This window comes from Pseudomonas sp. K8 (genome assembly GCF_014889455.1).
Taxonomy (GTDB): domain Bacteria; phylum Pseudomonadota; class Gammaproteobacteria; order Pseudomonadales; family Pseudomonadaceae; genus Aquipseudomonas; species Aquipseudomonas veronii.
Map to the genome: position 1 here is coordinate 178,093 of NZ_VJWO01000002.1, position 22,211 is coordinate 200,303.

The 22,211-nt window shown below is 61.2% G+C and carries 18 protein-coding genes; 7 read left to right on the plus strand and 11 right to left on the minus strand.

Translation table 11 applies throughout. From position 1 onward, the window contains the following. The first annotated feature begins 248 nt into the window (after positions 1-248). Together INT12_RS02205 and glyA are read left to right on the plus strand one after the other, a co-directional pair. Positions 249-4,100: a bifunctional diguanylate cyclase/phosphodiesterase gene (locus INT12_RS02205; RefSeq protein ID WP_026140186.1), complete on the plus strand. Its 3,852-nt coding sequence runs from the start codon at positions 249-251 to the stop codon at positions 4,098-4,100. Between the two features lie 242 nt (positions 4,101-4,342). Then, positions 4,343-5,596, plus strand: coding sequence for a serine hydroxymethyltransferase (gene glyA, locus INT12_RS02210; protein ID WP_017848268.1), 1,254 nt, complete (start codon positions 4,343-4,345; stop codon positions 5,594-5,596). 186 nt (positions 5,597-5,782) lie between these two features. Here glyA and yjiA read toward each other — a convergent pair whose 3' ends face one another. From yjiA to INT12_RS02225, 3 genes are all read right to left on the minus strand, one after another. Further along, on the minus strand, positions 5,783-6,742 hold the full coding sequence (gene yjiA, locus INT12_RS02215; RefSeq protein ID WP_169881766.1) for a GTPase: 960 nt from the start codon (positions 6,740-6,742) through the stop codon (positions 5,783-5,785). A gap of 156 nt (positions 6,743-6,898) precedes the next feature. After that, positions 6,899-7,096 (minus strand): YbdD/YjiX family protein, encoded by a 198-nt coding sequence (locus INT12_RS02220; RefSeq protein ID WP_017737420.1) that lies wholly within the window; start codon positions 7,094-7,096, stop codon positions 6,899-6,901. Positions 7,097-7,111: 15 nt separating this feature from the next. Beyond that, on the minus strand, positions 7,112-9,178 hold the full coding sequence (locus INT12_RS02225) for a carbon starvation CstA family protein (RefSeq protein ID WP_017848270.1): 2,067 nt from the start codon (positions 9,176-9,178) through the stop codon (positions 7,112-7,114). 175 nt (positions 9,179-9,353) lie between these two features. Between INT12_RS02225 and INT12_RS02230 the strand changes: the two genes are divergently transcribed. Beyond that, on the plus strand, positions 9,354-9,722 hold the full coding sequence (locus INT12_RS02230; RefSeq protein ID WP_017848271.1) for a PilZ domain-containing protein: 369 nt from the start codon (positions 9,354-9,356) through the stop codon (positions 9,720-9,722). Between the two features lie 54 nt (positions 9,723-9,776). On the opposite strand, the gene radA is transcribed toward INT12_RS02230, so the two are convergent. The 3 genes from radA to katB form a co-directional block, all read right to left on the minus strand. Further along, on the minus strand, positions 9,777-11,144 hold the full coding sequence (radA, locus tag INT12_RS02235) for a DNA repair protein RadA (protein ID WP_017848272.1): 1,368 nt from the start codon (positions 11,142-11,144) through the stop codon (positions 9,777-9,779). Positions 11,145-11,179: 35 nt separating this feature from the next. Beyond that, on the minus strand, positions 11,180-11,728 hold the full coding sequence (locus INT12_RS02240) for an ankyrin repeat domain-containing protein (RefSeq protein WP_046381982.1): 549 nt from the start codon (positions 11,726-11,728) through the stop codon (positions 11,180-11,182). A 138-nt stretch (positions 11,729-11,866) separates the two neighbouring features. Then, positions 11,867-13,408: a catalase KatB gene (katB, locus tag INT12_RS02245; RefSeq protein ID WP_126588656.1), complete on the minus strand. Its 1,542-nt coding sequence runs from the start codon at positions 13,406-13,408 to the stop codon at positions 11,867-11,869. A gap of 287 nt (positions 13,409-13,695) precedes the next feature. On the opposite strand from katB, the gene mscL reads away from it, so the two are divergent. Then, complete coding sequence (gene mscL, locus INT12_RS02250; protein WP_104904397.1) at positions 13,696-14,112, plus strand: large-conductance mechanosensitive channel protein MscL; 417 nt, start codon at positions 13,696-13,698, stop codon at positions 14,110-14,112. Positions 14,113-14,157: 45 nt separating this feature from the next. On the opposite strand, the gene INT12_RS02255 is transcribed toward mscL, so the two are convergent. Next, positions 14,158-14,934, minus strand: coding sequence for a ferredoxin--NADP reductase (locus INT12_RS02255; RefSeq protein ID WP_046381980.1), 777 nt, complete (start codon positions 14,932-14,934; stop codon positions 14,158-14,160). 400 nt (positions 14,935-15,334) lie between these two features. On the opposite strand from INT12_RS02255, the gene INT12_RS02260 reads away from it, so the two are divergent. After that, a complete protein-coding gene (locus INT12_RS02260) occupies positions 15,335-16,045 on the plus strand; it encodes a helix-turn-helix transcriptional regulator (protein ID WP_046381979.1) in 711 nt (236 codons plus the stop codon). Between the two features lie 169 nt (positions 16,046-16,214). After that, a complete protein-coding gene (locus INT12_RS02265) occupies positions 16,215-17,339 on the plus strand; it encodes a methyltransferase (RefSeq protein ID WP_193040358.1) in 1,125 nt (374 codons plus the stop codon). Between the two features lie 68 nt (positions 17,340-17,407). Here INT12_RS02265 and INT12_RS02270 read toward each other — a convergent pair whose 3' ends face one another. From INT12_RS02270 to INT12_RS02280, 3 genes are read right to left on the minus strand one after another with little or no spacing between them, the layout of a single operon-like run. Next, positions 17,408-17,575, minus strand: coding sequence for a DUF2474 domain-containing protein (locus INT12_RS02270; protein WP_017848279.1), 168 nt, complete (start codon positions 17,573-17,575; stop codon positions 17,408-17,410). 12 nt (positions 17,576-17,587) lie between these two features. After that, positions 17,588-18,595, minus strand: coding sequence for a cytochrome d ubiquinol oxidase subunit II (cydB, locus tag INT12_RS02275; protein WP_017848280.1), 1,008 nt, complete (start codon positions 18,593-18,595; stop codon positions 17,588-17,590). A 1-nt stretch (position 18,596) separates the two neighbouring features. Next, the gene (locus INT12_RS02280; RefSeq protein ID WP_017848281.1) at positions 18,597-20,036 is read right to left on the minus strand and encodes a cytochrome ubiquinol oxidase subunit I; all 1,440 of its coding nucleotides are present in this window, start codon (positions 20,034-20,036) and stop codon (positions 18,597-18,599) included. Between the two features lie 317 nt (positions 20,037-20,353). Between INT12_RS02280 and INT12_RS02285 the strand changes: the two genes are divergently transcribed. After that, on the plus strand, positions 20,354-21,592 hold the full coding sequence (locus INT12_RS02285) for an MFS transporter (RefSeq protein ID WP_017848282.1): 1,239 nt from the start codon (positions 20,354-20,356) through the stop codon (positions 21,590-21,592). A gap of 48 nt (positions 21,593-21,640) precedes the next feature. On the opposite strand, the gene INT12_RS02290 is transcribed toward INT12_RS02285, so the two are convergent. Then, positions 21,641-22,087: a DUF4879 domain-containing protein gene (locus tag INT12_RS02290; protein ID WP_046482566.1), complete on the minus strand. Its 447-nt coding sequence runs from the start codon at positions 22,085-22,087 to the stop codon at positions 21,641-21,643. Between the last annotated feature and the right edge of the window lie 124 nt (positions 22,088-22,211).

Consider the following 22,211-nt stretch of genomic DNA (forward strand, 5'->3'; position numbering starts at 1 on the left):
CGAAGCCCGTGCCAGACCATGCGCCGCGCGGGCCGTTGACCTTGATCAATGCCTGCGAGCGGAAAAAGCCTGATTGTCTGGGGCTGGAACGCCCCCGCGTAACCGGCAAAGCTACCTGAATGCGCCAGGGCAGTCCAGCCAGGCAGGACTGGCACTTTGCCACAAGTCAAGGCATGCTAGCCGCCCTCCGGGCGCCCGGCTTATAGTGCATGTCGCGCGCCAGTCCAGCCAAACCGCAGGATCACAGTTTGTCCAACGTCACGCCGCCTACTCCCCTGCGCGCCGCTCACATAGCGCCGGGAGCGCCCCTGCACGGCACCCTCAAAGGCGCATTGGCGACGCTTGTCCTCATGTTGCTCGCGTTATTGTTCTGGCAACTGCTCGACCAACTGCAGCAGAACCAGAAAAACCAGCAGCAATACACCATCGACTACAGCGCCGACCTGGCGGAACAGATCAGCCTGAACATGGCCCTGAGCGCACAGATCGCGCTGAATCTGTTGCCAATGGTCGAGCCGCCGCGCAACGACGAACAGCAACAGGCGTTGATGCTCAGCTTGCAACGCTCTCTGCCGGAACTGCGCAGCTTCGCGCTGCTCGCCCCGAGCGGCGCGATGATCCGCGACACGGCCAAAGACAGCCAGGACAGCGACTTCCTCGAGGAACTGGTCAAGCGCAGCCATTCCCAGCCCTACTACCTGAGCAACGACAACAACGGCACCATCATCTATCTGCTGCTGCATCAGCCCAGTGGCGATTCGAAAATGTACTGGGCGCTGCGCCTGGCGCCGAACTACCTGGCCAACCTTACCCGCCAGGATGGCCAGGGCCAGCGGCCGATGTGGGCCGTCGAGAATCGCCTGAACCACCATGTGGTCAGCCGTGATAGCGGCATGCCAACACAATTGGCCGCCGCCCTGACCCCGGACGAGTTGAAAAAAAGCGTGCTGGTCACGCCACTGAGCAAAAGCGACTGGCAACTGCGCGGCCTCTTCGACCGTAACGCCGTGCTGGAACAATTGCTGCCGGCGTTTATCGGCAAGTGCCTGCTGGGCCTGGCCTTCTCGTTGGTGCCGGTGATCGTGCTGTTGAATATGCGCCGCCGCCAGCGCCAGGTGAACGAAGGTCGGCGGCGTTATCAGGATATTTTCGAAGGCACCGGCGTGGCCCTGTGCGTGCTTGACCTGTCGGGGCTCAACGCGTTCTTCGACAAGGCCAAGATCCGCACGCGCGAGCAATTGCACGGGTGGCTGCAGGGCAACCCCGAAGCGCGTCGCCAGTTGCTCAAGGAACTGCGCGTCACCGAGGTCAACCAGGTGGCGGTGCGCCTGTTGAACGTCAGCTCGTGCGAGCAAGCCTGGGAACGCCTGATCGATGACTGCCCACGCAACGCCACGGCTATCGGCTATCAGGTGCTCGAGGCGGTGCTGACCCAACAGAACCAGTTGGAACTGGAAATCCAGCTCAACGATGTGCTCGGCAACAACCAATACCTGTGGCTGGTGATGCGCCTGCCGGAACAGCGCGACGACTTCAAGGCGGTGATCCTCAGCATCAGCGACATCACCAGCCGCAAGCTGATCGAACTGTCGCTGGTGGAGCGCGAAAGTTTCTGGTCGGACGTGGTGCGAACCGTGCCCGATCACCTGTATGTGCAGGATGTGATCAGCCAGCGGATGATTTTCAGCAACCACCACCTGGGCCACACCCTCGGCTATAACAAGGCCGAATTGCAGCAAATGGGCGAGTACTTCTGGGAAATCCTGCTACACCCCGAGGACGCCGAGCATTACCACGACTTGCGCCAGCAGCAGCGCCAGGCCGGTTATTCGAACCAACTGCAATGCCAGTTGCGCTTTCGCCACCGCAACAATCAATGGCGCCGCTTCGATATCCGCGAGCAAGCCCTGGCCGGGGACAAGACCGCGCAGGTCACGCGCATCATCGGCGTGGCCAAGGACATTACCGATCAGATCGAGGCCAGCGAATCCCTGCGTGACAGCGAACAGCGCTACCGCATGCTGGCCGAAAGCATCAGCGACGTGATCTGCTCCACCGACAGCCGCCTCGCCCTCAACTACATCAGCCCCTCGGTCAACGCCGTGCTGGGGTATGACGTGGACTGGGTGTTCAAGAATGGCTGGCAGTCGATCATCGCCAACCCGCAGCAATTGGCCGGCATCTACAGCCTGGTCGAGCAAGTCAGCCGGGCCTTGGGCGACGCCGAGGCGCTGGCCAAGCTGCGCGATGACATCCACACCCAACTGTACCTGTTCGACTGCCTGCGCGCCGACGGGCGTAAAGTTCCGATCGAGCTGCGCCTGGTGCTGGTGTGGGACGAACACGGCGCCTTCGAGGGCATCCTCGGCGTCGGCCGCGATATCAGCCAGCAGCGCCGCGCCGAGAAAGACCTGCGCATGGCCGCCACGGTATTCGAGCACTCCACGTCGGCGATCCTGATCACCGACCCGGCCGGCTATATCGTGCAGGCCAACGAGGCGTTCAGCCGCGTCAGTGGCTACGCCGTGGCGGACGTGCTCGACCAGTTGCCGAACATGCTCACCGTCGACGAGCAGCAGGAAGCCCACCTGCGCTATGTGCTCAAGCAGTTGCACCAGCACAGCACCTGGGAAGGCGAAGTGTGGCTCAAGCGCCGCAACGGCGAGCATTACCCGGCCTGGGTCGGCATTACCGCCGTGTTCGACGATGAAGGCGACCTGGCCAGCTACGTCTGCTTCTTCAGCGATATCAGCGAGCGCAAGGCCAGCGAACAGCGCATCCACCGCCTGGCCTATTACGACGCCCTGACCCACCTGCCCAACCGCACGCTGTTCCAGGACCGCCTGCACACCGCGCTGCAGTCGGCCGAACGGCAGAAGTCGTGGGTGGTGCTGATGTTCCTCGACCTCGACCGCTTCAAACCGATCAACGACTCCCTGGGCCACGCCGCCGGCGACCGCATGCTCAAGGAGATGGCTACCCGCCTGCTCGGTTGCGTGGCCGAAGACGACACCGTGGCGCGCATGGGCGGTGACGAGTTCACCCTACTCCTGCAGCCGCGGATCAGCCGCGAAATGGCGCTGAACCGCGCGATTCACGTGGCCGAGCAAATCCTCGCCAGCCTGGTCAGACCGTTCGTGCTGGAAGGCCGCGAGTTTTTCGTCACAGCAAGTATCGGCATCGCCCTCAGCCCGCAGGACGGCAACGAGCTGAGCCAGTTGATGAAAAACGCCGACACTGCGATGTATCACGCCAAGGAGCGTGGCAAGAACAACTTCCAGTTCTACCAGGCCGACATGAACGCCAGCGCCCTGGAGCGCCTGGAGTTGGAAAGCGACCTGCGCCACGCCCTCGACCAGAACGAATTCGTGCTCTATTACCAGCCGCAATTCAGCGGCGACGGCAAACGCCTGACCGGCGCCGAAGCCTTGCTGCGCTGGCGACACCCGCGCCGTGGCCTAGTGCCGCCAGGGGACTTCATTCCGGTGCTGGAAGAGCTGGGCCTGGTGGTGGACGTGGGCGACTGGGTGATCAGCGAAGCCTGCCGTCAGCTCAAGAGCTGGCACCAGAACAAGGTGCGGGTGCCGAAAGTCTCGGTGAACATCTCGGCGCGGCAATTCTCCGATGGTCAGTTGGGTGAGCGCATCGCCAGCATCCTCGAGGACACCGGCCTGCCGCCGGCGTGCCTGGAGCTGGAGCTGACCGAAAGTATCCTGATGCGCGAAGTCAACGAAGCCATGCAGATCCTCGCCAGCCTGAAAAACCTCGGCCTGAGCATTGCGGTGGACGACTTCGGCACCGGTTATTCGTCGCTCAACTACCTCAAGCAATTCCCCATCGACGTGCTCAAGATCGACCGTACCTTCGTCGACGGCCTGCCGTCCGGCGAGCAGGATGCGCAAATCGCCCGCGCGATCATCGCCATGGCCCACAGCCTCAACCTGGCGGTGATCGCCGAGGGCGTGGAGACCCATGAGCAACTGGACTTCCTGCGCGAGCATGGCTGCGATGAGGTGCAAGGTTATCTGTTCGGGCGGCCGATGCCGCCGAATCGGTTCGCGGCGCAGTTCAGCAATGATGCGCTGTTCATGTTCGACTGAGATTTTGTGGTGAAGCCGGCGGCCCCATCGGGAGCACGTCGAATCGTCGCACCGCCCCTCCCACACTTCGATTTGTGAATACATTCAAATGTGGGAGGGCGCTTGCTCCCGATGGCAGCGGCACAGTCCCCCCCGCCAGATGAACACCACTTGTCCGCGACATGACGTCCTTTCATATGCCATCTAAAACCCATTAGGTTAGAATGCCTTCCTTTTCTGCCCCCCGATCCTTGAGGACCGCCATGTTCAGCCGTGATTTGACCATTGCCAAGTACGACGCCGATCTCTTCGCCGCCATGGAGCAAGAAGCCGTGCGCCAGGAAGAGCACATTGAGCTGATCGCTTCGGAAAACTACACCAGCCCTGCGGTAATGGAGGCTCAAGGTTCGGTTCTGACCAACAAGTACGCCGAAGGCTACCCAGGCAAGCGCTACTACGGCGGCTGCGAATACGTCGACGTGGTTGAGCAACTGGCCATCGACCGCGCCAAGCAACTGTTCGGCGCCGACTACGCCAACGTCCAGCCACACGCCGGCTCCCAAGCCAACAGCGCCGTGTACCTGGCCCTGCTGCAAGGCGGCGACACCATCCTGGGCATGAGCCTGGCCCACGGCGGTCACCTGACCCACGGCGCCAGCGTTTCGTCCTCCGGCAAGCTGTACAACGCCGTTCAATACGGTATCGATGCCAACGGCCTGATCGACTACGACGAAGTCGAGCGCCTGGCGGTCGAGCACAAGCCAAAAATGATCGTGGCCGGTTTCTCTGCCTACTCGCAGATCCTCGACTTCCCACGTTTCCGCGCCATCGCCGACAAAGTGGGCGCGTACCTGTTCGTCGACATGGCCCACGTGGCCGGTCTGGTCGCCGCTGGCGTCTACCCGAACCCGGTGCCGTTCGCTGACGTGGTCACCACCACCACCCACAAGACCCTGCGCGGTCCGCGTGGCGGCCTGATCCTGGCGCGCGCCAACGCCGAGATCGAGAAGAAGCTCAACTCTGCGGTATTCCCAGGCTCCCAAGGCGGCCCGCTGGAACATGTGATCGCCGCCAAAGCGGTCTGCTTCAAAGAAGCCCTGCAGCCTGAGTTCAAGACTTACCAGCAACAAGTGGTGAAAAACGCCAAGGCCATGGCCGAAGTGTTTATCGCACGCGGTTTTGACGTGGTCTCCGGCGGGACTGAAAACCACCTGTTCCTGCTGTCGCTGATCAAGCAGGACATCTCCGGTAAAGATGCTGACGCCGCCCTGGGCAAAGCCTTCATCACCGTGAACAAAAACTCCGTGCCGAACGACCCACGTTCGCCGTTCGTCACCTCGGGCCTGCGTTTCGGCACCCCGGCCGTGACCACTCGTGGCTTCAAGGAAGCAGAGTGCAAGGAACTGGCCGGCTGGATCTGCGACATCCTGGCTGACCTGAACAACGACGCCGTGATCGACGCGGTCCGTGAGAAGGTCAAGGCCATCTGCAAAAAGCTGCCGGTGTACGGCGCTTGATTGCAGTTGCTTGAATAAGAAGCCCGGCTCTTGAGCCGGGCTTTTTTATGCAGATCAGGATTTGGAATACCGGCCAATGTGGGAGGGGGCTTGCCCCCGATGGCGGTGGGTCAGTCGACACATGTATGGCTGACACACAGCTATCGGGGGCAAGCCCCCTCCCACATTTTTGATCGTATTTCCAAGTTAGGCTTGATAGACCTTCGCAAAACCCTCGCGAATCTTGTCTTCCGGCAACTCATCGGCAATAAACACAATCACACTCTCCCGCGTTTCGCCCTCGGCCCATTCGGTATCCCAATCGAAACCGTAGAGCTTCAGCACGCCCTGGAACACCATGCGCCGGTCTTCCCCGGCGATGTTCAGCACGCCCTTGTAGCGCAGCAGTTGCTTGCCGTGGTCTTCCAACAACTCGTTCATGAACTCGCTGAGGCGGTCGATATCCAGCGGCTGTTCGGTGCGCAGCACCAGGCTGGAGATGCGGTCGATGGACGGCGCGGCGCTGACCGGGCGCAGGTTCATGCCGGCGTTGAGGTTGAAGCCGCGCACGTCGAGCAGCTCGGCCAGGTCGATGGCGCCGTGGTCGACCACGCGAATCGGCGCGCGGCGGTTGATGCGGGTCAGGCGCTGGCTGAGGGCATCGAAGCTAGCGTCGTCCACCAGGTCGCGCTTGCTCACCAGCAGGCGGTCGGCAAACCCGATCTGTGCCTGGGCGATGGTTTGGGTCAGGTGGTGCTCGGCGTGGGCCGCGTCCACCAGGGTGATGATGCCGTCGAGGATGTAGCGCTCGCGCAGCTCTTCATCGATGAAAAAGGTCTGGGCCACGGGGGCCGGGTCGGCCAGGCCGGTGCATTCGATCACCAGGCGGTCGAAGGCGATTTCGCCGCTGTCCAGGCGTTCCAGCAGCAGGTACAGGGCTTTGGTCAGGTCGGTGTGGATGGTGCAGCACACACAGCCGTTGGACAGGGTCATGACTTGCACGGGCTCGTTGCCCAATAGCTGGGTGTCGATACCGGCGTCGCTGAATTCGTTTTCGATCACGGCGATTTTCAAGCCGTGCTCGGCTTTGAGCAGGTGACGCAGCAACGTGGTCTTGCCGGCGCCGAGGAAACCGCTGAGGACGGTGACGGGAATGGGAGAGGACAAAGACAGTTCTCCTGAAAATGGGGAGGTAAAAACAACTGTAGGAGCGAGCTTGCTCGCGAATAACGTCAACGATAACCCGTGCTATCTGGATGCACGTGGTGTCCTTGCGTTGTTCGCGAGCAAGCTCGCTCCTACAGGTAAAGCGGTTTTACCAACTTAACAGCACTTGGGCCCACCCTTGCCGCCGTAACGGGCTTCCTGGCGTTCCCGGAAGAACGTCTTGTAGTCCATCATCGGCTTGTCCGGGTGTTTGGTTTGCATATGCTCGACGTAAGTGTCGTAGTCGGGCATGCCGACCATCAGGCGCGCGGCCTGACCGAGGTATTTACCGAGGCGACTGATGTCATTGAACATGGCTGCAATCCTCGATCATGCGTCCGGTACGGCCTGGAACGGGGCTTCTTTATCCGTGCGCTCTTTGTTGCCCCAGGCGGCGACGCCGACTTTGAGCGCATAGAACAGGATACTGAAGACCACGAACAGGAACAGCGCCGTCAGCGTTGCGTTGGTGTAGGCGTTCCAGATCACATGCTGCATCTGGTCGATGCTCTTGGCCGGGGCGAGGATCTGGCCGTTGGCCAGCGCATCGCTGTACTTCTTCGCCAGCGACAGGAAGCCGATCGCCGGGTTGGCGTCGAACAGCTTGATGAAGCCCGCCGTGGTGGTGCAGATCAGCAGCCAGACGGCCGGCAGCATGGTCACCCAGATGTAGCGTTGACGCTTCATTTTGATCAGCACGACGGTCGCCAGCATCAGCGCGATACCTGCCAGCATCTGGTTGGAGATACCGAACAGCGGCCACAAGGTGTTGATGCCGCCCAGCGGGTCGATCACGCCTTGATACAACAGGTAACCCCACATCGCCACACAACCGGCGGTCGCGATCAGGTTGGCCGTCCAGGACTCGGTGCGCTTGAGCGCCGGCACGAAGGAGCCCAGCAGGTCCTGCAGCATGAAGCGCCCGGCACGGGTACCGGCGTCGACTGCCGTCAGGATGAACAGCGCTTCGAACAGGATCGCAAAGTGGTACCAGAACGCCATGGTGTTTTCACCCGGCAGCACACTGTGCAGGATCTGCGCGATACCCACCGCGAGCGTCGGCGCACCGCCGGCACGAGCCAGTACGGTGGTTTCGCCGATGTCATGGGCAACGGCCGACAGCGCCTCAGGCGTAATCGCAAAGCCCCAGCTGCTGACGGTTTGAGCGACGGTGACCACGTCCGAGCCGACGATCGCCGCCGGGCTGTTCATGGCGAAGTACACACCCGGCTCGATCACCGAAGCGGCAACCATTGCCATGATGGCCACAAACGACTCCATCAACATGCCGCCATACCCGATGTACCGGGCGTGGCCTTCACTGGCCAGCAACTTCGGCGTGGTGCCTGAAGAGATCAGCGCGTGGAAGCCCGAGACCGCACCGCAGGCAATGGTGATGAACAGGAACGGGAACAGACCGCCCTTCCACACCGGGCCGGTGCCATCGATGAACTGGGTCAGCGCCGGCATTTTCAGGTCGGGCATGGTCACCAGGATACCGATGGCCAAGGCGACGATAGTGCCGATTTTGAGGAAGGTCGACAGGTAGTCACGCGGGGCCAGGATCAGCCACACCGGCAGTACCGCCGCGACGAAACCGTAGCCGATCAGCATCCAGGTGATCTGGATGCCGGTGAAACTGAAGACCTTGGCCCAGACCGGGTCGGCGGCAATCTGCCCACCCAGCCAGATCGAACCGAGCAACAACAGCACGCCGACGATCGAAATCTCACCGATACGGCCCGGGCGGATGTAGCGCATGTAGATGCCCATGAACATCGCGATCGGGATGGTCGCCATCACCGTGAAGATGCCCCACGGGCTTTCGGCCAGGGCCTTGACCACGATCAGCGCCAGCACCGCGAGGATGATGATCATGATCAGGAAGCAGCCGAACAGCGCGATGGTCCCGGGAATGCGGCCCATCTCTTCGCGGACCATATCCCCCAGGGAACGGCCGTTACGACGGGTAGACAGGAACAGCACCATGAAGTCCTGCACCGCACCGGCCAGTACCACGCCGGCGATCAGCCACAGGGTTCCGGGCAGATAACCCATTTGCGCCGCCAGCACCGGGCCGACCAAGGGGCCTGCACCGGCAATCGCCGCAAAGTGGTGACCGAAAAGGATGTGTTTGTTGGTCGGTACGAAGTCCAGACCGTCGTTATTGACCACTGCGGGGGTGGCCCGTCGCGGATCGAGTTGCATCACGTTGTTGGCGATGAACAGACTGTAGTAGCGATAGGCAACCAGATAGATCGCCACTGCTGCGACGACGATCCACAAGGCATTGATCGCCTCGCCGCGGCGCAGGGCCACTACGCCCAGGGCGCACGCACCTACTATGGCCAGTACCAGCCAGGGTAAGTGGCGTAGCAGGCTATTATTATTTTTCATTTTTTGTATTCCAGCCAGGGTGGACAGAAAGGACAACCAGCTCGAGTTTAGCGCTACTGGCCTTAAAGGCCAGCCCCCTACATTGGTCTAGAGCCTTCCCATGGCAAAAAAAGCAGAAATAAAGCCTCAATAATGGCGTAGGGCTACAATCCCTTCATCCACAGAGGGTTTCACCATGACCGAACATGCGTCTGACCGCCGTCGTTTTCGCCGGATTGCCTTTGATGCCAAGACTGAACTCCGGCAGAACGGTCGGAAATGGTCGGTGCAACTGGTGGACTTATCGCTGAAGGGCTTGTTGGTGCAGAAACCGACGCCCTGGCACAGCATCGGCACCGAGTCGTTCGATGTGGATATCCACCTGGACGCCAATACCGATGTGCAGATGCAGGTCAGGCTGACCCATGACCAGAACGGTCACCTGGGGTTTGAATGCGAGCACATCAGTCTGGAATCGATCAGCCATTTGCGACGCTTGATCGAGTTGAACCTGGGGGATCAGGCAGAACTGGAGCGGCAGTTGGGCGCTTTGCTGGAGCACTGACCACCGGTGGGAAGGGGCTTGCTCCCTCCCACATGTGTATTGCGGTGTTGCGGGCTACTCGAAAAGTGCATCCAACGCCTGCTCCAGCCGCGTCACCGCGATCACCTGCAACCCCGGCGGCGCTTCCTTCGGCGCGTTGCCCTTGGGCACGATCGCGCGCTTGAAGCCGTGTTTGGCCGCTTCCTTCAAACGCTCCTGACCGCTGGGCACCGGGCGCACCTCGCCCGACAGGCCAACTTCGCCGAACACCAGCAGGTCGTGGGGCAGCGGCCGGTTGCGCAGGCTGGACATCACCGCTGCCATCAACGCCAGGTCGGACGCGGTCTCCAGCACCTTGACCCCGCCCACCACGTTAAGGAACACGTCCTGGTCATGGGTCGGGATGCCGCCGTGCCGGTGGAGTACCGCGAGCAGCATCGCCAGGCGGTTCTGGTCCAGGCCCAGGGTCACTCGACGCGGGTTGGCCAAATGGCTGTCGTCCACCAGCGCCTGCACTTCCACCAGCATCGGGCGGGTGCCTTCCCACGTTGCCATCACCACACTACCGGGGACTTCTTCCTGGGCACGGGTCAGAAAAATCGCCGAGGGGTTGGAGACTTCTTTCAGCCCGCGGTCGGTCATGGCGAATACGCCCAGCTCGTTCACCGCGCCGAAGCGGTTCTTCACGGCGCGCAGCAAACGCAAACGGCCGTCGGACTCGCCTTCGAAATACAGCACGGTGTCGACCATGTGCTCCAACACCCGTGGCCCGGCCAGCGCGCCTTCCTTGGTCACGTGACCGACCAGGAAAATCGCCGTGCCGCTCTGCTTGGCATAGCGCACCAGCAGCGCCGCGCTCTCACGCACCTGGGACACGCCGCCCGGGGCCGATTGCAGTTGCTCGGTGAAAATCGTCTGGATCGAGTCGATCACCATGACCTTGGGTTTTTCGATCCGCGCGGTGGCGATGATGCTTTCGATGCAGGTTTCGGTCATCACCCGCAGTTGGTCCTGGGGCAAGCCCAGGCGGCGTGCGCGCATGGCCACTTGTTGCTGGGATTCTTCGCCGGTGACGTACAACGCCGGCATGCGGCTGGCGATGCTGCACAGGGTTTGCAACAGGATGGTCGACTTGCCGATACCGGGGTCGCCGCCGATCAGCACCACCGAACCGTCCACCAGGCCACCGCCCAGCACGCGGTCGAGCTCACCGGACGCGGTGGAGAAACGCGGGACTTCCTCGACGCTGACTTCGGCCAGGGTCTTGATCTGCGCCTGTTGCCCGGTCCAGCCGGCACGGCCGCTGGGGGCCGCGGCGCCGCCGCTTTCGATCATGGTTTCGGTGAGGGTGTTCCACGCCCCGCACTCGGTACACTGGCCGGCCCACTTGGGAAAGGTCGCGCCGCACTCGGTGCAGCCGTACATGCGCTTGGCCTTTGCCATTTGAGAACCTCCAACCGAAAAACCGCGATGATAGCTCAGCGCGGCGCCGGGGTCCGGATTTCACCGCTGGCCAATCGTGAAGCACTGTTGCCGATCGGGTCTTCGGCATTCAGGTCGGCGCCTTTGGCCTTCAATTCGTCGAGCAGTTCGAGACGCTTGAACAGCCCGGCGTACATGGCGGCGGTCTGCCCGGCGCCGTTGCGCTGGTCGGGGTTGCAGTCGGTGGCCAGCAGGCGCTGGGCAATCTTCAGCTCGCCCTTGAAAATCGCGCCCATCAGCGCGGTGTTGCCGCGCTTGTCCTGCACACAGGCATCGGCGCCGGCGGCGAGCAGACGTTCAACGTAGGCGCTTTCGCCGTGGTAGGCGGCGAGGATCAGTGCGGTGTAGCCCTTGTCGTCCTGGGTATTGAGGGGGAAGCCGGCGTCGATGAAGGTATCGAGCATGGGCAGGTCGCCGCGACGTGCGGCATCGAAATAGTAGCCTTGCAATTGCGCCTTGAGCGCCGCTGCGTCATTGGGCGCAGGCTGCCCGGCAACCCCGCTCAGCGACCAGCAGGCCAGCAGCGCGCCGATGAAGGTACGCATTGATTCAACTCCTCTGCAAAACCCTTGTAGGAGCGAGCTTGCTCGCGAAAAACGTCAACGATGACGCGTGCATCCTGGATGCACGCGTTGCCTGGCAGATCTTCGCGAGCAAGCTCGCTCCTACAGGGGGGCGTGGGGTTAGTCGGTGAGTTTTTGTGCCAGCGCTTTCACGCGGGCCAGGTCACCTTTGGCGACCTTGGTCACGCCGGCGCCGTATTCCGGGTCGGCTTTATAGAGGAAGGACAGGATGATGTGCTTGCTCTCGTCGTCGGTGGTGGCCAGGGAGCCGCCGAAGTTGTCGATCAAGTCCTGACGTTCTTTCTTGCTGTAGGAGCGATACAGATCACCGGCCTGCTTGAAGTTCTGCTCACGCTGGATCTTCGCCTGCTGGGTACTGCCCGCCAGCGGCGACTGGCTGTAGCGCGCGGTTTGCGGCTCTTCCCGTGGCAGCAGGCGGCTTGGCTGGTAGTTCACGCCGGTGCTGGTCTTGGCGGAATTCATCGCGCCGTCCTGGTTGCCATTGTTGACGGTGACCCGTGGCGCGTTGATCGGCAGTTGCAGGGCGTTGGCGCCCAGGCGGTACATCTGCGTGTCGGCATAGGAGAACACCCGGCCTTGCAGCAGGCGGTCTTCCGACGGCTCGATACCCGGCACCAGATTGGCCGGGGCCATGGCCACTTGCTCGGTTTCCTGGAAGACATTGGCCGGGTTGCGGTTCAACACCATCTGCCCGACTTTGCGCTCGGGTATGCCGGGCCAGATCTTGGTGGCGTCCAGCGGGTCGAAATCGAACTTGGCCAGTTCCTCAGGTTTGAGCACCTGCACGTACAAGTCCCACTTGGGGAAGTCGCCCTTGTTGATATGGGTGACCAAGTCATTCGTCATATGGCTGTAGTCACGGCCCTGCACCTCAGTGACTTGCTTGGGATCAAGATTCTTGATGCCTTGCAGGCTCTTCCAGTGGAACTTGACGTAATGCACTTCGCCCTTGGCGTTGATCAACTTGTAGGCATGTACGCCGTTGCCGTCCATTTCGCGGTAACTGGCCGGCGTGCCGGAGTCGGAGTACAGCTCGGTCAGGGTGCGGGTGGCTTCGGGAACATGGGAGAAGAAGTCGAAACGACGCGAGTCATCATCCAGGTTAGTGCGCGGGTCGGGTTTGAAGGCGTGGACCATGTCCGGGAACTTGATGGCGTCTCGGATAAAGAACGTCGGGAAGTTGTTGCCGACCAGGTCCCAGTTGCCGTCGGCGGTGTAAAACTTGGTGGCGAAGCCGCGAGGGTCGCGCAGGGTTTCCGGGGAGTGATTGCCGTGTACCACCGCCGAGAACCGCACGAATACCGGGGTTGCCTCACCGGCGGCGAAAACTTTGGCCTTGGTCAGGTCGCTGAGGTTATCGGTGACGGTAAACGTGCCGTGAGCGCCGGTGCCACGGGCATGTACCACGCGCTCGGGGATGCGTTCGCGGTCGAAGCGTTGCAGCTTCTGAATCAGTTGCACATCTTGCAGCAGCACCGGGCCGTTGGCGCCCGCGGTTTGCGAGTTCTGGTTGTCGCCGACGGCGGCACCATTGTCGCGGGTCAAGTTGGCAGCTTGCACAGACAGGGAAAGCAGGCTGACGGTTGCCAGCACCAGCGCATGTCGCGCCAGAACGGGCGCGCGGCTCATTGGGTTGTTCATCGAGGTTTCCTCTGGTTTTTTTAATGCACATTCAGTTGTGCTTGCCAGAGGCTAGTGACCCGCGAGTCAGAAGATAAATAGAAAAACCCCAACGGGTCGATTGAGAAAATAATCTGGTAACTCACTGAAATCGCGGGTATTTCGCGCGCGATTGATGGCACTTTGCAAACTATTTGCGATTTAATGTGTCGATAAAAACCGACAGTGTTAACAGTTGTGTCAGGCAAGCCCGCTACGACTGACTTACACTGACTTCCACCCTTCTCATCTGTAACAAGGAATAACCTATGGGCGTGATCAGTGAGTTCAAGGCCTTCGCGGTCAAAGGTAATGTGGTCGACATGGCCGTCGGGATTATCATCGGCGCCGCCTTCGGCAAAATTGTTTCCTCGTTTGTAGGCGACGTGGTGATGCCACCGATCGGTCTGTTGATCGGCGGTGTGGACTTCGCTGATCTGGCGGTGACGCTCAAGGCTGCGCAGGGCGATGTCCCGGCGGTCGTGCTGGCCTACGGCAAGTTCATCCAGAGCGTGATCGACTTCCTGATCGTCGCGTTTGCGATCTTCATGGGGGTGAAGGCCATCAACCGCCTGAAACGCGAAGAAGCCGTGGCCCCCAGCCTGCCGCCGACGCCGAGCAAGGAAGAAGTGTTGCTGGGTGAGATCCGCGATCTGCTCAAGGCACAGAACGACAAACCGCTATAAGCCGTATCGGTTTGAACGAAGGCGCCTCCAGGGGCGCCTTTTTTGTTACCAGTAGTTCTCCACCGCCACCTGGCCGGGGCGCCGGGACAGGCTCAATTGCATATCGCGTTGTTTGAGCAACTGACGGGTGTCGTCGATCATCTGCGGGTTGCCGCAAATCATCACGCGCGAATGCTCTGGGGTCAGCGCGACGCCGGCTGCGCGCTCCAGCTCGCCATTCGCGATCAGGGTGGTAATGCGCCCGTGCAGGGCGCCGGGGTGCTGCTCGCGGGTGACCAGCGGCAGATAGGTCAGCTTGTGGGCGTACTCGGCCAGGTACTCACGCTGAGCCAGCCCCTGGATCAGCGACTGATAGGCCAGCTCCCTGGCTTCCCGGGCGCTGTACACGAGGATGATGCGCTCGAATTTTTCCCAGACCTCGAAGTCCTGCAGGATCGACAGGAACGGCGCCACTCCGGTGCCGGTGCCCAGCAACCATAAGTCACGACCGTCGACAAACCGGTTCAGGGTCAGGAAGCCTGTGGCCTGACGCTCGACCATCAACGTATCGCCGACGCGCAGACGGCTCAGCTCGCTGGTGAACTCGCCACCGGGCACCACGATCGAGAAAAAATCCAGGTACTCATCAAACGGCGACGACACCACGGAGTACGCGCGCCATACCGTGCTGCCATCGGCCTTGGTCACCCCCAGGCGCACGAACTGGCCGGCGGTGAACCGAAAGCCCGGGTCACGGGTGGTGCGCAGGGTGAAGAGGCTGGGGGTCAGCGATTGCACGTCGAGCAGGGTCTGGCGGGTAAATTTCTCAGCACTGGCCGTCATGGGGAGCTCCGTTCTACAGGTGCCCTAGTGTCCCCCAAAGTCACGTGCGGAAACACCCGTAGTCGGTAGTGGCATTGTGAATAGAGCAAAAACCCCACAAGTTGATGGCTATTTAATTGCACTACTAAACATTTGGCTATTAGTCCAAGACACATCACAACATCGCCCCATAGTGCGATTGTCAGTGACGCATAACAGACGCTAAAACCCACTAAAAAAGGGCAAAACTTCGCAAAAAGTTGCGGACGGAAGTTGCACACCTGCTTAAAGAGTCTTAGAACACGACGAACAAGAACGAAAACTTCCGCTACAAGTGTAGTCCGTGTCCTACACTAATTTGCGTGCAACATTGGGGGCCAGGACGTACCCAAGTCACAAAGAACTCCATGGAGAGCTTCCGATGGTCAACTGGCGCAATACACGACTCCCTAAACTGGAAGGCGAGGACAAGATCACCAGTGTATTTGAAATGGTAATCAACAAAACCTACGAGCTTGGCTTCCAATTCTGTTCCTTCACGATGAGTTCACAGCGACCCACACACCCATGCAAACCGATTTGCCTCAACAACTACCCAAATGAATGGAACTCCCTGTACGACCAGGCCCACTTTTTCGACGTAGACCCGGTTGTCACCCACTGCAAACGTTGCGTATTACCGATCGTCTGGGAGGAAAAAGTGTTCGGCGCCGCGCCGAATTTGTGGGAACTGGCCCGGTCCTCTGGCGTGCATCTGGGGTGGACCCAGGCGGTCCACGATTTCCAGGGCGTGTTCAGCATGCTGACCCTGGGACGCAGCAAGGGCGAGGTCAGCCCGGAAGAGCTGTACGAAAAGGCCGGCCAGGTATTGTGGCTCTGTCATGCGATGCATGCGGTGGTCGCACAGAAATATGCCGACAAGCCCAACGCGCCTTCGGCCTGCAAATTGACACCACGGGAGACAGAAATCCTCAAATGGTCAGCCCTGGGCAAAACGGCTGCCGATATCGCCGCCATACTGTGCCTGTCGGAACGCACCATTGGTTTTCATCTCAAAAGCATCTTCACCAAAATGGGCGTCAATAACAAAATCGCTGCGGTGCTCTGTGCCTCGAAAGCAGGCTTGTTTTAACCCGCTTTGAAACACCGCATGTAATCACTCCAAAAAAAAAGTAACATTTACGGCCAACTCTGAGTGTTGACGCAGCCCCTCGGTGCCGCCTCGTAGTTCACTCAGACGGTTCCGCCGGCCGCCACAGCGCCTGCCGAACACCCATCGATTACCCAGAGCCTCCCCCGCCATGCCCCTGCTCGAAAGCCCGTTCGCCCAGCTCGATCTGATCCGCCAACCCGAGCAGCACAATGATCCGCTGCAGGCCTTCGACGCCGCCGACGAGTATCTGCTCAGCTACCTGGCCGAACAGCAACCGAACGCCGCAACTCGCGTGCTGGTGCTTAACGATAGCTTTGGCGCATTGGCCGCCAGCCTTGAGGGCCATGTGCAGGTGACATCCAGCGGCGACTCGTTTCTCGCCGCCCAAGGCCTGGGAAAAAACCTGCTGCGCAACGGCAAGGCGTTCGATGCGGTGTCGTTCATCCCCGCCAGCCAAGTGCCTGTCGGGCCATTCGACCGGGTGCTGATCCGCGTGCCGAAAACCCTGGCGCTGCTCGAAGAACAGTTGATCCGCCTGCAGGGCCAACTGGCGCCAGGCGCCGAAGTTGTCGCCGCAGCGATGGTCAAGCATCTGCCACGGGCCGCCGGTGAATTGCTGGAGCAGTACATCGGGCCGATGCACGCGTCCCTCGCGGTCAAAAAGGCGCGGCTGTTGATCGCCACCGTTGGGGAGCGCCCGGCCGCCGTCTCGCCCTACCCCACCCGTTACGCCTTGGACACTCCAGCCATCGCCCTGCTCAACCACGCCAACGTGTTCTGCCGCGAAAGCCTGGACATCGGCACCCGCGCCTTCCTGCCACACTTGCCCACGGGCCTTGGCAGTGCGCGAGTCGCCGACCTGGGTTGCGGCAATGGCGTACTGGCGATTGCCAGCGCCCTGCAGAACCCGGACGCGCATTACACCTTGGTGGACGAGTCCTACATGGCCGTGCAATCGGCCGCCGAGAACTGGCAAGCGGCCCTGGGTGATCGCGAGGTCATCGTCCGCGCCGACGATGGCCTGGCCGGGCAGGCACCGCAATCGTTGGATGTGGTGCTGTGCAATCCACCGTTCCACCAGCAACAGGTGGTCGGCGACTTCCTCGCCTGGCGCATGTTCCAGCAGGCGCGCGAAGCGTTGGTGGTCGGCGGCGCCCTCTATATAGTCGGCAACCGTCACCTGGGTTATCACAGCAAGTTGGCGCGGCTGTTCCGGGGCGTCGAGCAAGTGGCCGCCACGCCCAAATTCGTCATTCTCAAAGCGCGCAAATAAAAAAAGACCCCGCCCCTCCAAAGAGGGGCAGGGTCAAAAACCGTGCCGCAAGGCAACGGGATGGGATGTCAGTGCGTGGTCAGGCCGGCCGCGCTCATGAACAGGCGCATCAGGCTGGCCACGATGAACAGGGCCAGCACGCTGCCGCTCCAGATCATCGCCAACCAACCAAGGCGCCGCCACAGCGGTTGCTTCTCAGCCTGTTCAATCTCGTGCAACGAAGGTTTGCCGGACATGAAACGACCCTCCTAGTGATAACCGTCTTCATGGGTGACCTTGCCGCGGAACACGTAGTAGCTCCAGAAGGTGTAGCCCAGGATGAACGGGATGATGAACAACGTGCCCACCAGCATGAAGCCCTGGCTTTGCGGCGGCGCGGCAGCGTCCCAGATCGATACCGACGGCGGGATGATGTTCGGCCACAGGCTGATCCCCAGGCCGCTGTAGCCGAGGAAGATCAGCACCAGCGTCAGCAGGAACGGCGTGTAGTGCGCGTTGCGCGCCACGGCGCGGATCAGCCCGTACATGGTCACCAGCACCAGGATCGGCACCGGCAGGAACCAGAACAGGTTCGGCAGAGTGAACCAGCGCGAGGCGATTTCCGGGTGCGACAGCGGTGTCCAGATACTCACGATACCGATCACCGCCAGCACCACGAAGGCCAAGGGCCGCGCCAGGTTGTGCATCTGCTCTTGCAACTTGCCTTCGGTCTTCATGATCAGCCAGGTGCAACCGAGCAACGCGTAGGCCACGATCAGCGCCACGCCGCAGAACATCGTGAACGGCGTCGCCCAATCCAGTGAGCCACCGGCAAACTGGCGATCGACCACCGGGATGCCGTCGATGAACGCACCCAACGCGACGCCCTGGAAGAACGTGGCCGCCAGCGACCCGCCGATGAACGCCTTGTCCCACAGGTGACGCTTGTGGTCCTTGGCCTTGAAGCGGAACTCAAAGGCCACGCCGCGAAAGATCAGCCCGATGAGCATCAGCATCAACGGCAGGTACAAGGCCGACAGCACGACCGAATAGGCCAGCGGGAACGCGCCGAACAATGCCGCGCCGCCCAGTACCAGCCAGGTTTCGTTACCGTCCCAGACCGGGGCGACGGTGTTCATCATTACGTCACGGTCGGTCTTGCCGGGGATGAACGGAAAGAGGATGCCGATGCCCAGGTCGAAACCGTCCATGACCACGTACATCATGATGCCGAAGATGATGATCACGGCCCAGATCAGCGGAAGATCAATACCCATCTCAATGCCCCTTATGCTGGAGGTCGACGTGATCGTCATCGCTGCCGTCATCGGCCGCCGACAACGGCCGCGCCGGTGTGCGTTTCTGGCCTGGGCCACCGTGGGTTGGCTCGATGCCGTCGTGGGCCACCGGGCCTTTGCGCACCAGGCGCATCATGTAGCCCAAACCGGCGCCGAACAGCGCGAAGTACACCACCACGAACAGCACCAGGGTGATGCTCATCTGCGCCAGGCTATGCCCGGAGGACGCATCCGCAGTCCGCATCAGCCCATAGACCACCCACGGCTGGCGGCCGATCTCGGTGGTGAACCAACCGGCGAGAATCGCGATCAAGCCGGACGGGCCCATCCACAACGCCAGGTACAGGAACGGCCGGGACGTATACATCTTGCCGCCCCGACGCAGCCAAAGGCTGAACAGGCCGGTGAAGATCATCAGGAAACCCAGGCCGACCATGACCCGGAACGACCAGAACACGATGGTCGAGTTGGGGCGATCCTCAGGCGGGAACTCCTTGAGCGCCGGTACCTGTTTGTCCAGGGAATGGGTCAGGATCAGGCTGCCGAGGTAGGGAATTTCCACCGCGTACTTGGTTTTTTCCGCCTTCATGTCGGGCCAGCCGAACAGGATCAGCGGCGTCGGCTCGTTGCCGATGTTTTCCCAGTGGCCTTCGATCGCGGCGATTTTCGCCGGCTGGTGCTGCAGGGTGTTGAGGCCGTGGAAGTCACCGATCACTGCCTGGATCGGCGCGACGATCAGCGCCATCCACATGGCCATCGACAGCATCTTGCGGATCGCCGGGTTATCCTTGCCGCGCAGCAAATGCCAGGCCGCCGAAGAACCGACGAAGAACGCCGTCGCCACAAACGCCGCCGTGGCCATGTGCATCAGGCGGTAGGGGAACGAGGGGTTGAAGATCACGGCCAGCCAGTCCGTGGGGATCACGCGGCCGTCGATGATTTCAAAGCCCTGGGGAGTCTGCATCCAACTGTTGGAGGCGAGAATCCAGAAGGTCGAAATCAGCGTGCCGACGGCCACCATCACGGTCGCGAAAAAGTGCAGCTTGCGCCCCACCTTGTTCCAGCCGAACAGCATCACGCCGAGGAAACCGGCCTCGAGGAAGAAGGCCGTGAGCACTTCATACGTCAGCAGCGGCCCGGTGACGGAGCCGGCGAAGTCCGAGAAGCGGCTCCAGTTGGTGCCGAACTGGTACGCCATGACCAAGCCAGAGACCACACCCATGCCGAAGTTGACGGCAAAGACCTTCGACCAGAAATGGTAGAGGTCACGGTAGGTATCGTTATGGGTCTTGAGCCACAAGCCTTCCAGCACCGCAAGGTAACTCGCAAGGCCGATGGTGATCGCCGGGAACAGGATGTGGAACGAGATAGTAAACGCGAACTGAATTCGGGCGAGATCTAGCGCCTCCAAACCGAACATAAGTCTTCCTCTGTCAGGTAATACCGAATGCTGGCTGGAGGCCGCATCCACTGCCCCCACGGATATGGAGTGTGGCGAATTTCAATTCGTTTCTTTTTTTACCAACCACGTAGGGAGTCAGGCCTTGCGGCCGCCAGAACAAATCCTGAAATAGCTTTGATCTGGATCAATCACAGTCAAAAGAGTAGTCCCATTTTGGTAATTGGCTTGTGTGGTCTTTTGCCGCGTGACAGCTTGCCTCAGCGCAGTTTCTGCAACTGTTTGTTACAGCTTGATGCTAATCTCGGGCTTCCCTACCGCGCTGGCCCGAACTCCCGATGCCCAATGAACCCGCGTTGCTGTTGCGTCACCACCGCCCTTTCATCGCGTTCTGGCTGGCGCGGATCTTCACCGCCAGCGGCTTCCAAATGCTCACCGTGGCCATCGGCTGGAACCTCTATCAACTGACCGGCAACGTGCTGGATCTGGGCCTGGTTGGCCTGGTGGAATTCGTTCCCCGCGTGCTGTTCATGCTGCACACCGGGCATGTGGCCGACCGCTATGATCGGCGCAAGGTGGCGGCTATCTGTCAGACCGTGCAGGCGCTGATTGCCGTGTCCCTGGCCATTGGCGGCCTGACCGGCAATGTGACCCGCGAGATGATCTTTATCCTCGCCTTCCTGCTCGGCGCCGCGCGCTCCTTTGAAATGCCCACCACCCAAGCGCTGCTCCCGAGCATCGTGCCCAGCACGCTGTTCCCGCGCGCCGTGGCCTCGTCGCAATCGGCCCAGCAACTGGCAACCATCGTCGCCCCGGCCCTCGGCGGTTTGCTCTATGCGTTCGGCAGCGTGTGGGTGTATGGCCCGACCGTGGTGCTGTACCTCATTGCCTGCACGCTGACCCTCAACCTGCCCGCGCGCCAGACGCCGCTGAACAAGGCCAAGGCCACGATGGACTCGCTGCTGGCCGGGATTCGCTTTATCCGCAGCCGCCCGGACATCCTCGGAGCGATTTCCCTCGACCTGTTCGCCGTGCTGCTCGGCGGTGCCACCGCGTTGCTGCCGGTGTTCGCCAAGGACATCCTGCTGACCGGCGCCTGGGGCCTGGGCCTGCTGCGTTCGGCGCCGGCGGTGGGCGCGCTGTTGATGTCGTTGTGGCTGGCGCGCTTCTCGGTCGACCGACATGTGGGCCGTGTGATGTTTACCGCCGTCGGGGTGTTCGGGGTGGCGACCATCGCTTTCGGCCTGTCCACCTCGTTCTGGTTTTCCCTGGCGGTGCTGGTGGTGCTGGGCGCGGCCGACATGATCAGCATGGTGATCCGCGCATCCTTCGTGCAATTGGAAACCCCGGACGACATGCGCGGGCGGGTCAGTGCGGTCAACGGCCTGTTTATCGGCGCGTCGAATCAACTGGGCGAGTTCGAATCCGGGATCACCGCCCACTGGTTCGGCACCGTGCCCGCCGTGGTCATGGGCGGGATCGGCACGTTGGTGGTGACCGGGACGTGGATCAAACTGTTCCCGACCCTGGCTCACCGCGACCGCATGCATGTGCCGCTGGACGAAGCCAAGGGCTGAACCTCACCACCAGCCGGTGCGGATATCCGTGACGTTCAGGGCCATTGATCAGCGGATATTGAGCTGGGTATTCAAGGTATTTCGCGGCGCGTTGATCGACGTGTTGCTGTATTCGAACCAGCCTTGGGCTTCGACATTCAGGTCGAACACATAGATGTAGCCCATCAACGTGCCCGCGCCATTGCAGGCCTGGCTGACGTTGCCTACCTGACACACCGCAGTGCGTTGCCCGTTGAGTACCGCGCCATTGAAGCGCCCCATCGGATTGTTGCCCAGGCCAACCTCCATCACCGACACCTGGGTAGGCCCACGGTGCGTACACATCTGTGTGCTCTGGGAGCGCTCCGGAATCGTTTCCACACACCCGGCCGACTCGACCTTGAACACCCGCACCTCGCTCAAGGCCGGTGCAGTCGCGCCCCACGCCGGTGCCGCACCTAACCACGCGCTGATACAAGCGATCAGAGCTAGACTCCACCGGTTGGCTTTTTTCATGCTGTCGATGACCCTGAATTGAACATCGGCGCAGTATGCCTCAAGGCCATGATTCACAGCCATGCGCCACAAAGCCAAGCCCGTGCGCCACACGGCCTCGGCTGCTGGTATGATGCGCCGCTTT

Coding starts and splice junctions, on each gene's coding strand:
- glyA (WP_017848268.1), top strand. CDS start 4,343: ATGTTCAGCCGTGATTTGACCATTGCCAAGTACGACGCCGATCTCTTC.
- INT12_RS02220 (WP_017737420.1), bottom strand. CDS start 7,096: ATGTTCAATGACATCAGTCGCCTCGGTAAATACCTCGGTCAGGCCGCG.
- INT12_RS02225 (WP_017848270.1), bottom strand. CDS start 9,178: ATGAAAAATAATAATAGCCTGCTACGCCACTTACCCTGGCTGGTACTG.
- INT12_RS02230 (WP_017848271.1), top strand. CDS start 9,354: ATGACCGAACATGCGTCTGACCGCCGTCGTTTTCGCCGGATTGCCTTT.
- radA (WP_017848272.1), bottom strand. CDS start 11,144: ATGGCAAAGGCCAAGCGCATGTACGGCTGCACCGAGTGCGGCGCGACC.
- INT12_RS02240 (WP_046381982.1), bottom strand. CDS start 11,728: ATGCGTACCTTCATCGGCGCGCTGCTGGCCTGCTGGTCGCTGAGCGGG.
- katB (WP_126588656.1), bottom strand. CDS start 13,408: ATGAACAACCCAATGAGCCGCGCGCCCGTTCTGGCGCGACATGCGCTG.
- mscL (WP_104904397.1), top strand. CDS start 13,696: ATGGGCGTGATCAGTGAGTTCAAGGCCTTCGCGGTCAAAGGTAATGTG.
- INT12_RS02255 (WP_046381980.1), bottom strand. CDS start 14,934: ATGACGGCCAGTGCTGAGAAATTTACCCGCCAGACCCTGCTCGACGTG.
- INT12_RS02260 (WP_046381979.1), top strand. CDS start 15,335: ATGGTCAACTGGCGCAATACACGACTCCCTAAACTGGAAGGCGAGGAC.
- INT12_RS02265 (WP_193040358.1), top strand. CDS start 16,215: ATGCCCCTGCTCGAAAGCCCGTTCGCCCAGCTCGATCTGATCCGCCAA.
- INT12_RS02270 (WP_017848279.1), bottom strand. CDS start 17,575: ATGTCCGGCAAACCTTCGTTGCACGAGATTGAACAGGCTGAGAAGCAA.
- cydB (WP_017848280.1), bottom strand. CDS start 18,595: ATGGGTATTGATCTTCCGCTGATCTGGGCCGTGATCATCATCTTCGGC.
- INT12_RS02280 (WP_017848281.1), bottom strand. CDS start 20,036: ATGTTCGGTTTGGAGGCGCTAGATCTCGCCCGAATTCAGTTCGCGTTT.
- INT12_RS02285 (WP_017848282.1), top strand. CDS start 20,354: ATGCCCAATGAACCCGCGTTGCTGTTGCGTCACCACCGCCCTTTCATC.
- INT12_RS02290 (WP_046482566.1), bottom strand. CDS start 22,087: ATGAAAAAAGCCAACCGGTGGAGTCTAGCTCTGATCGCTTGTATCAGC.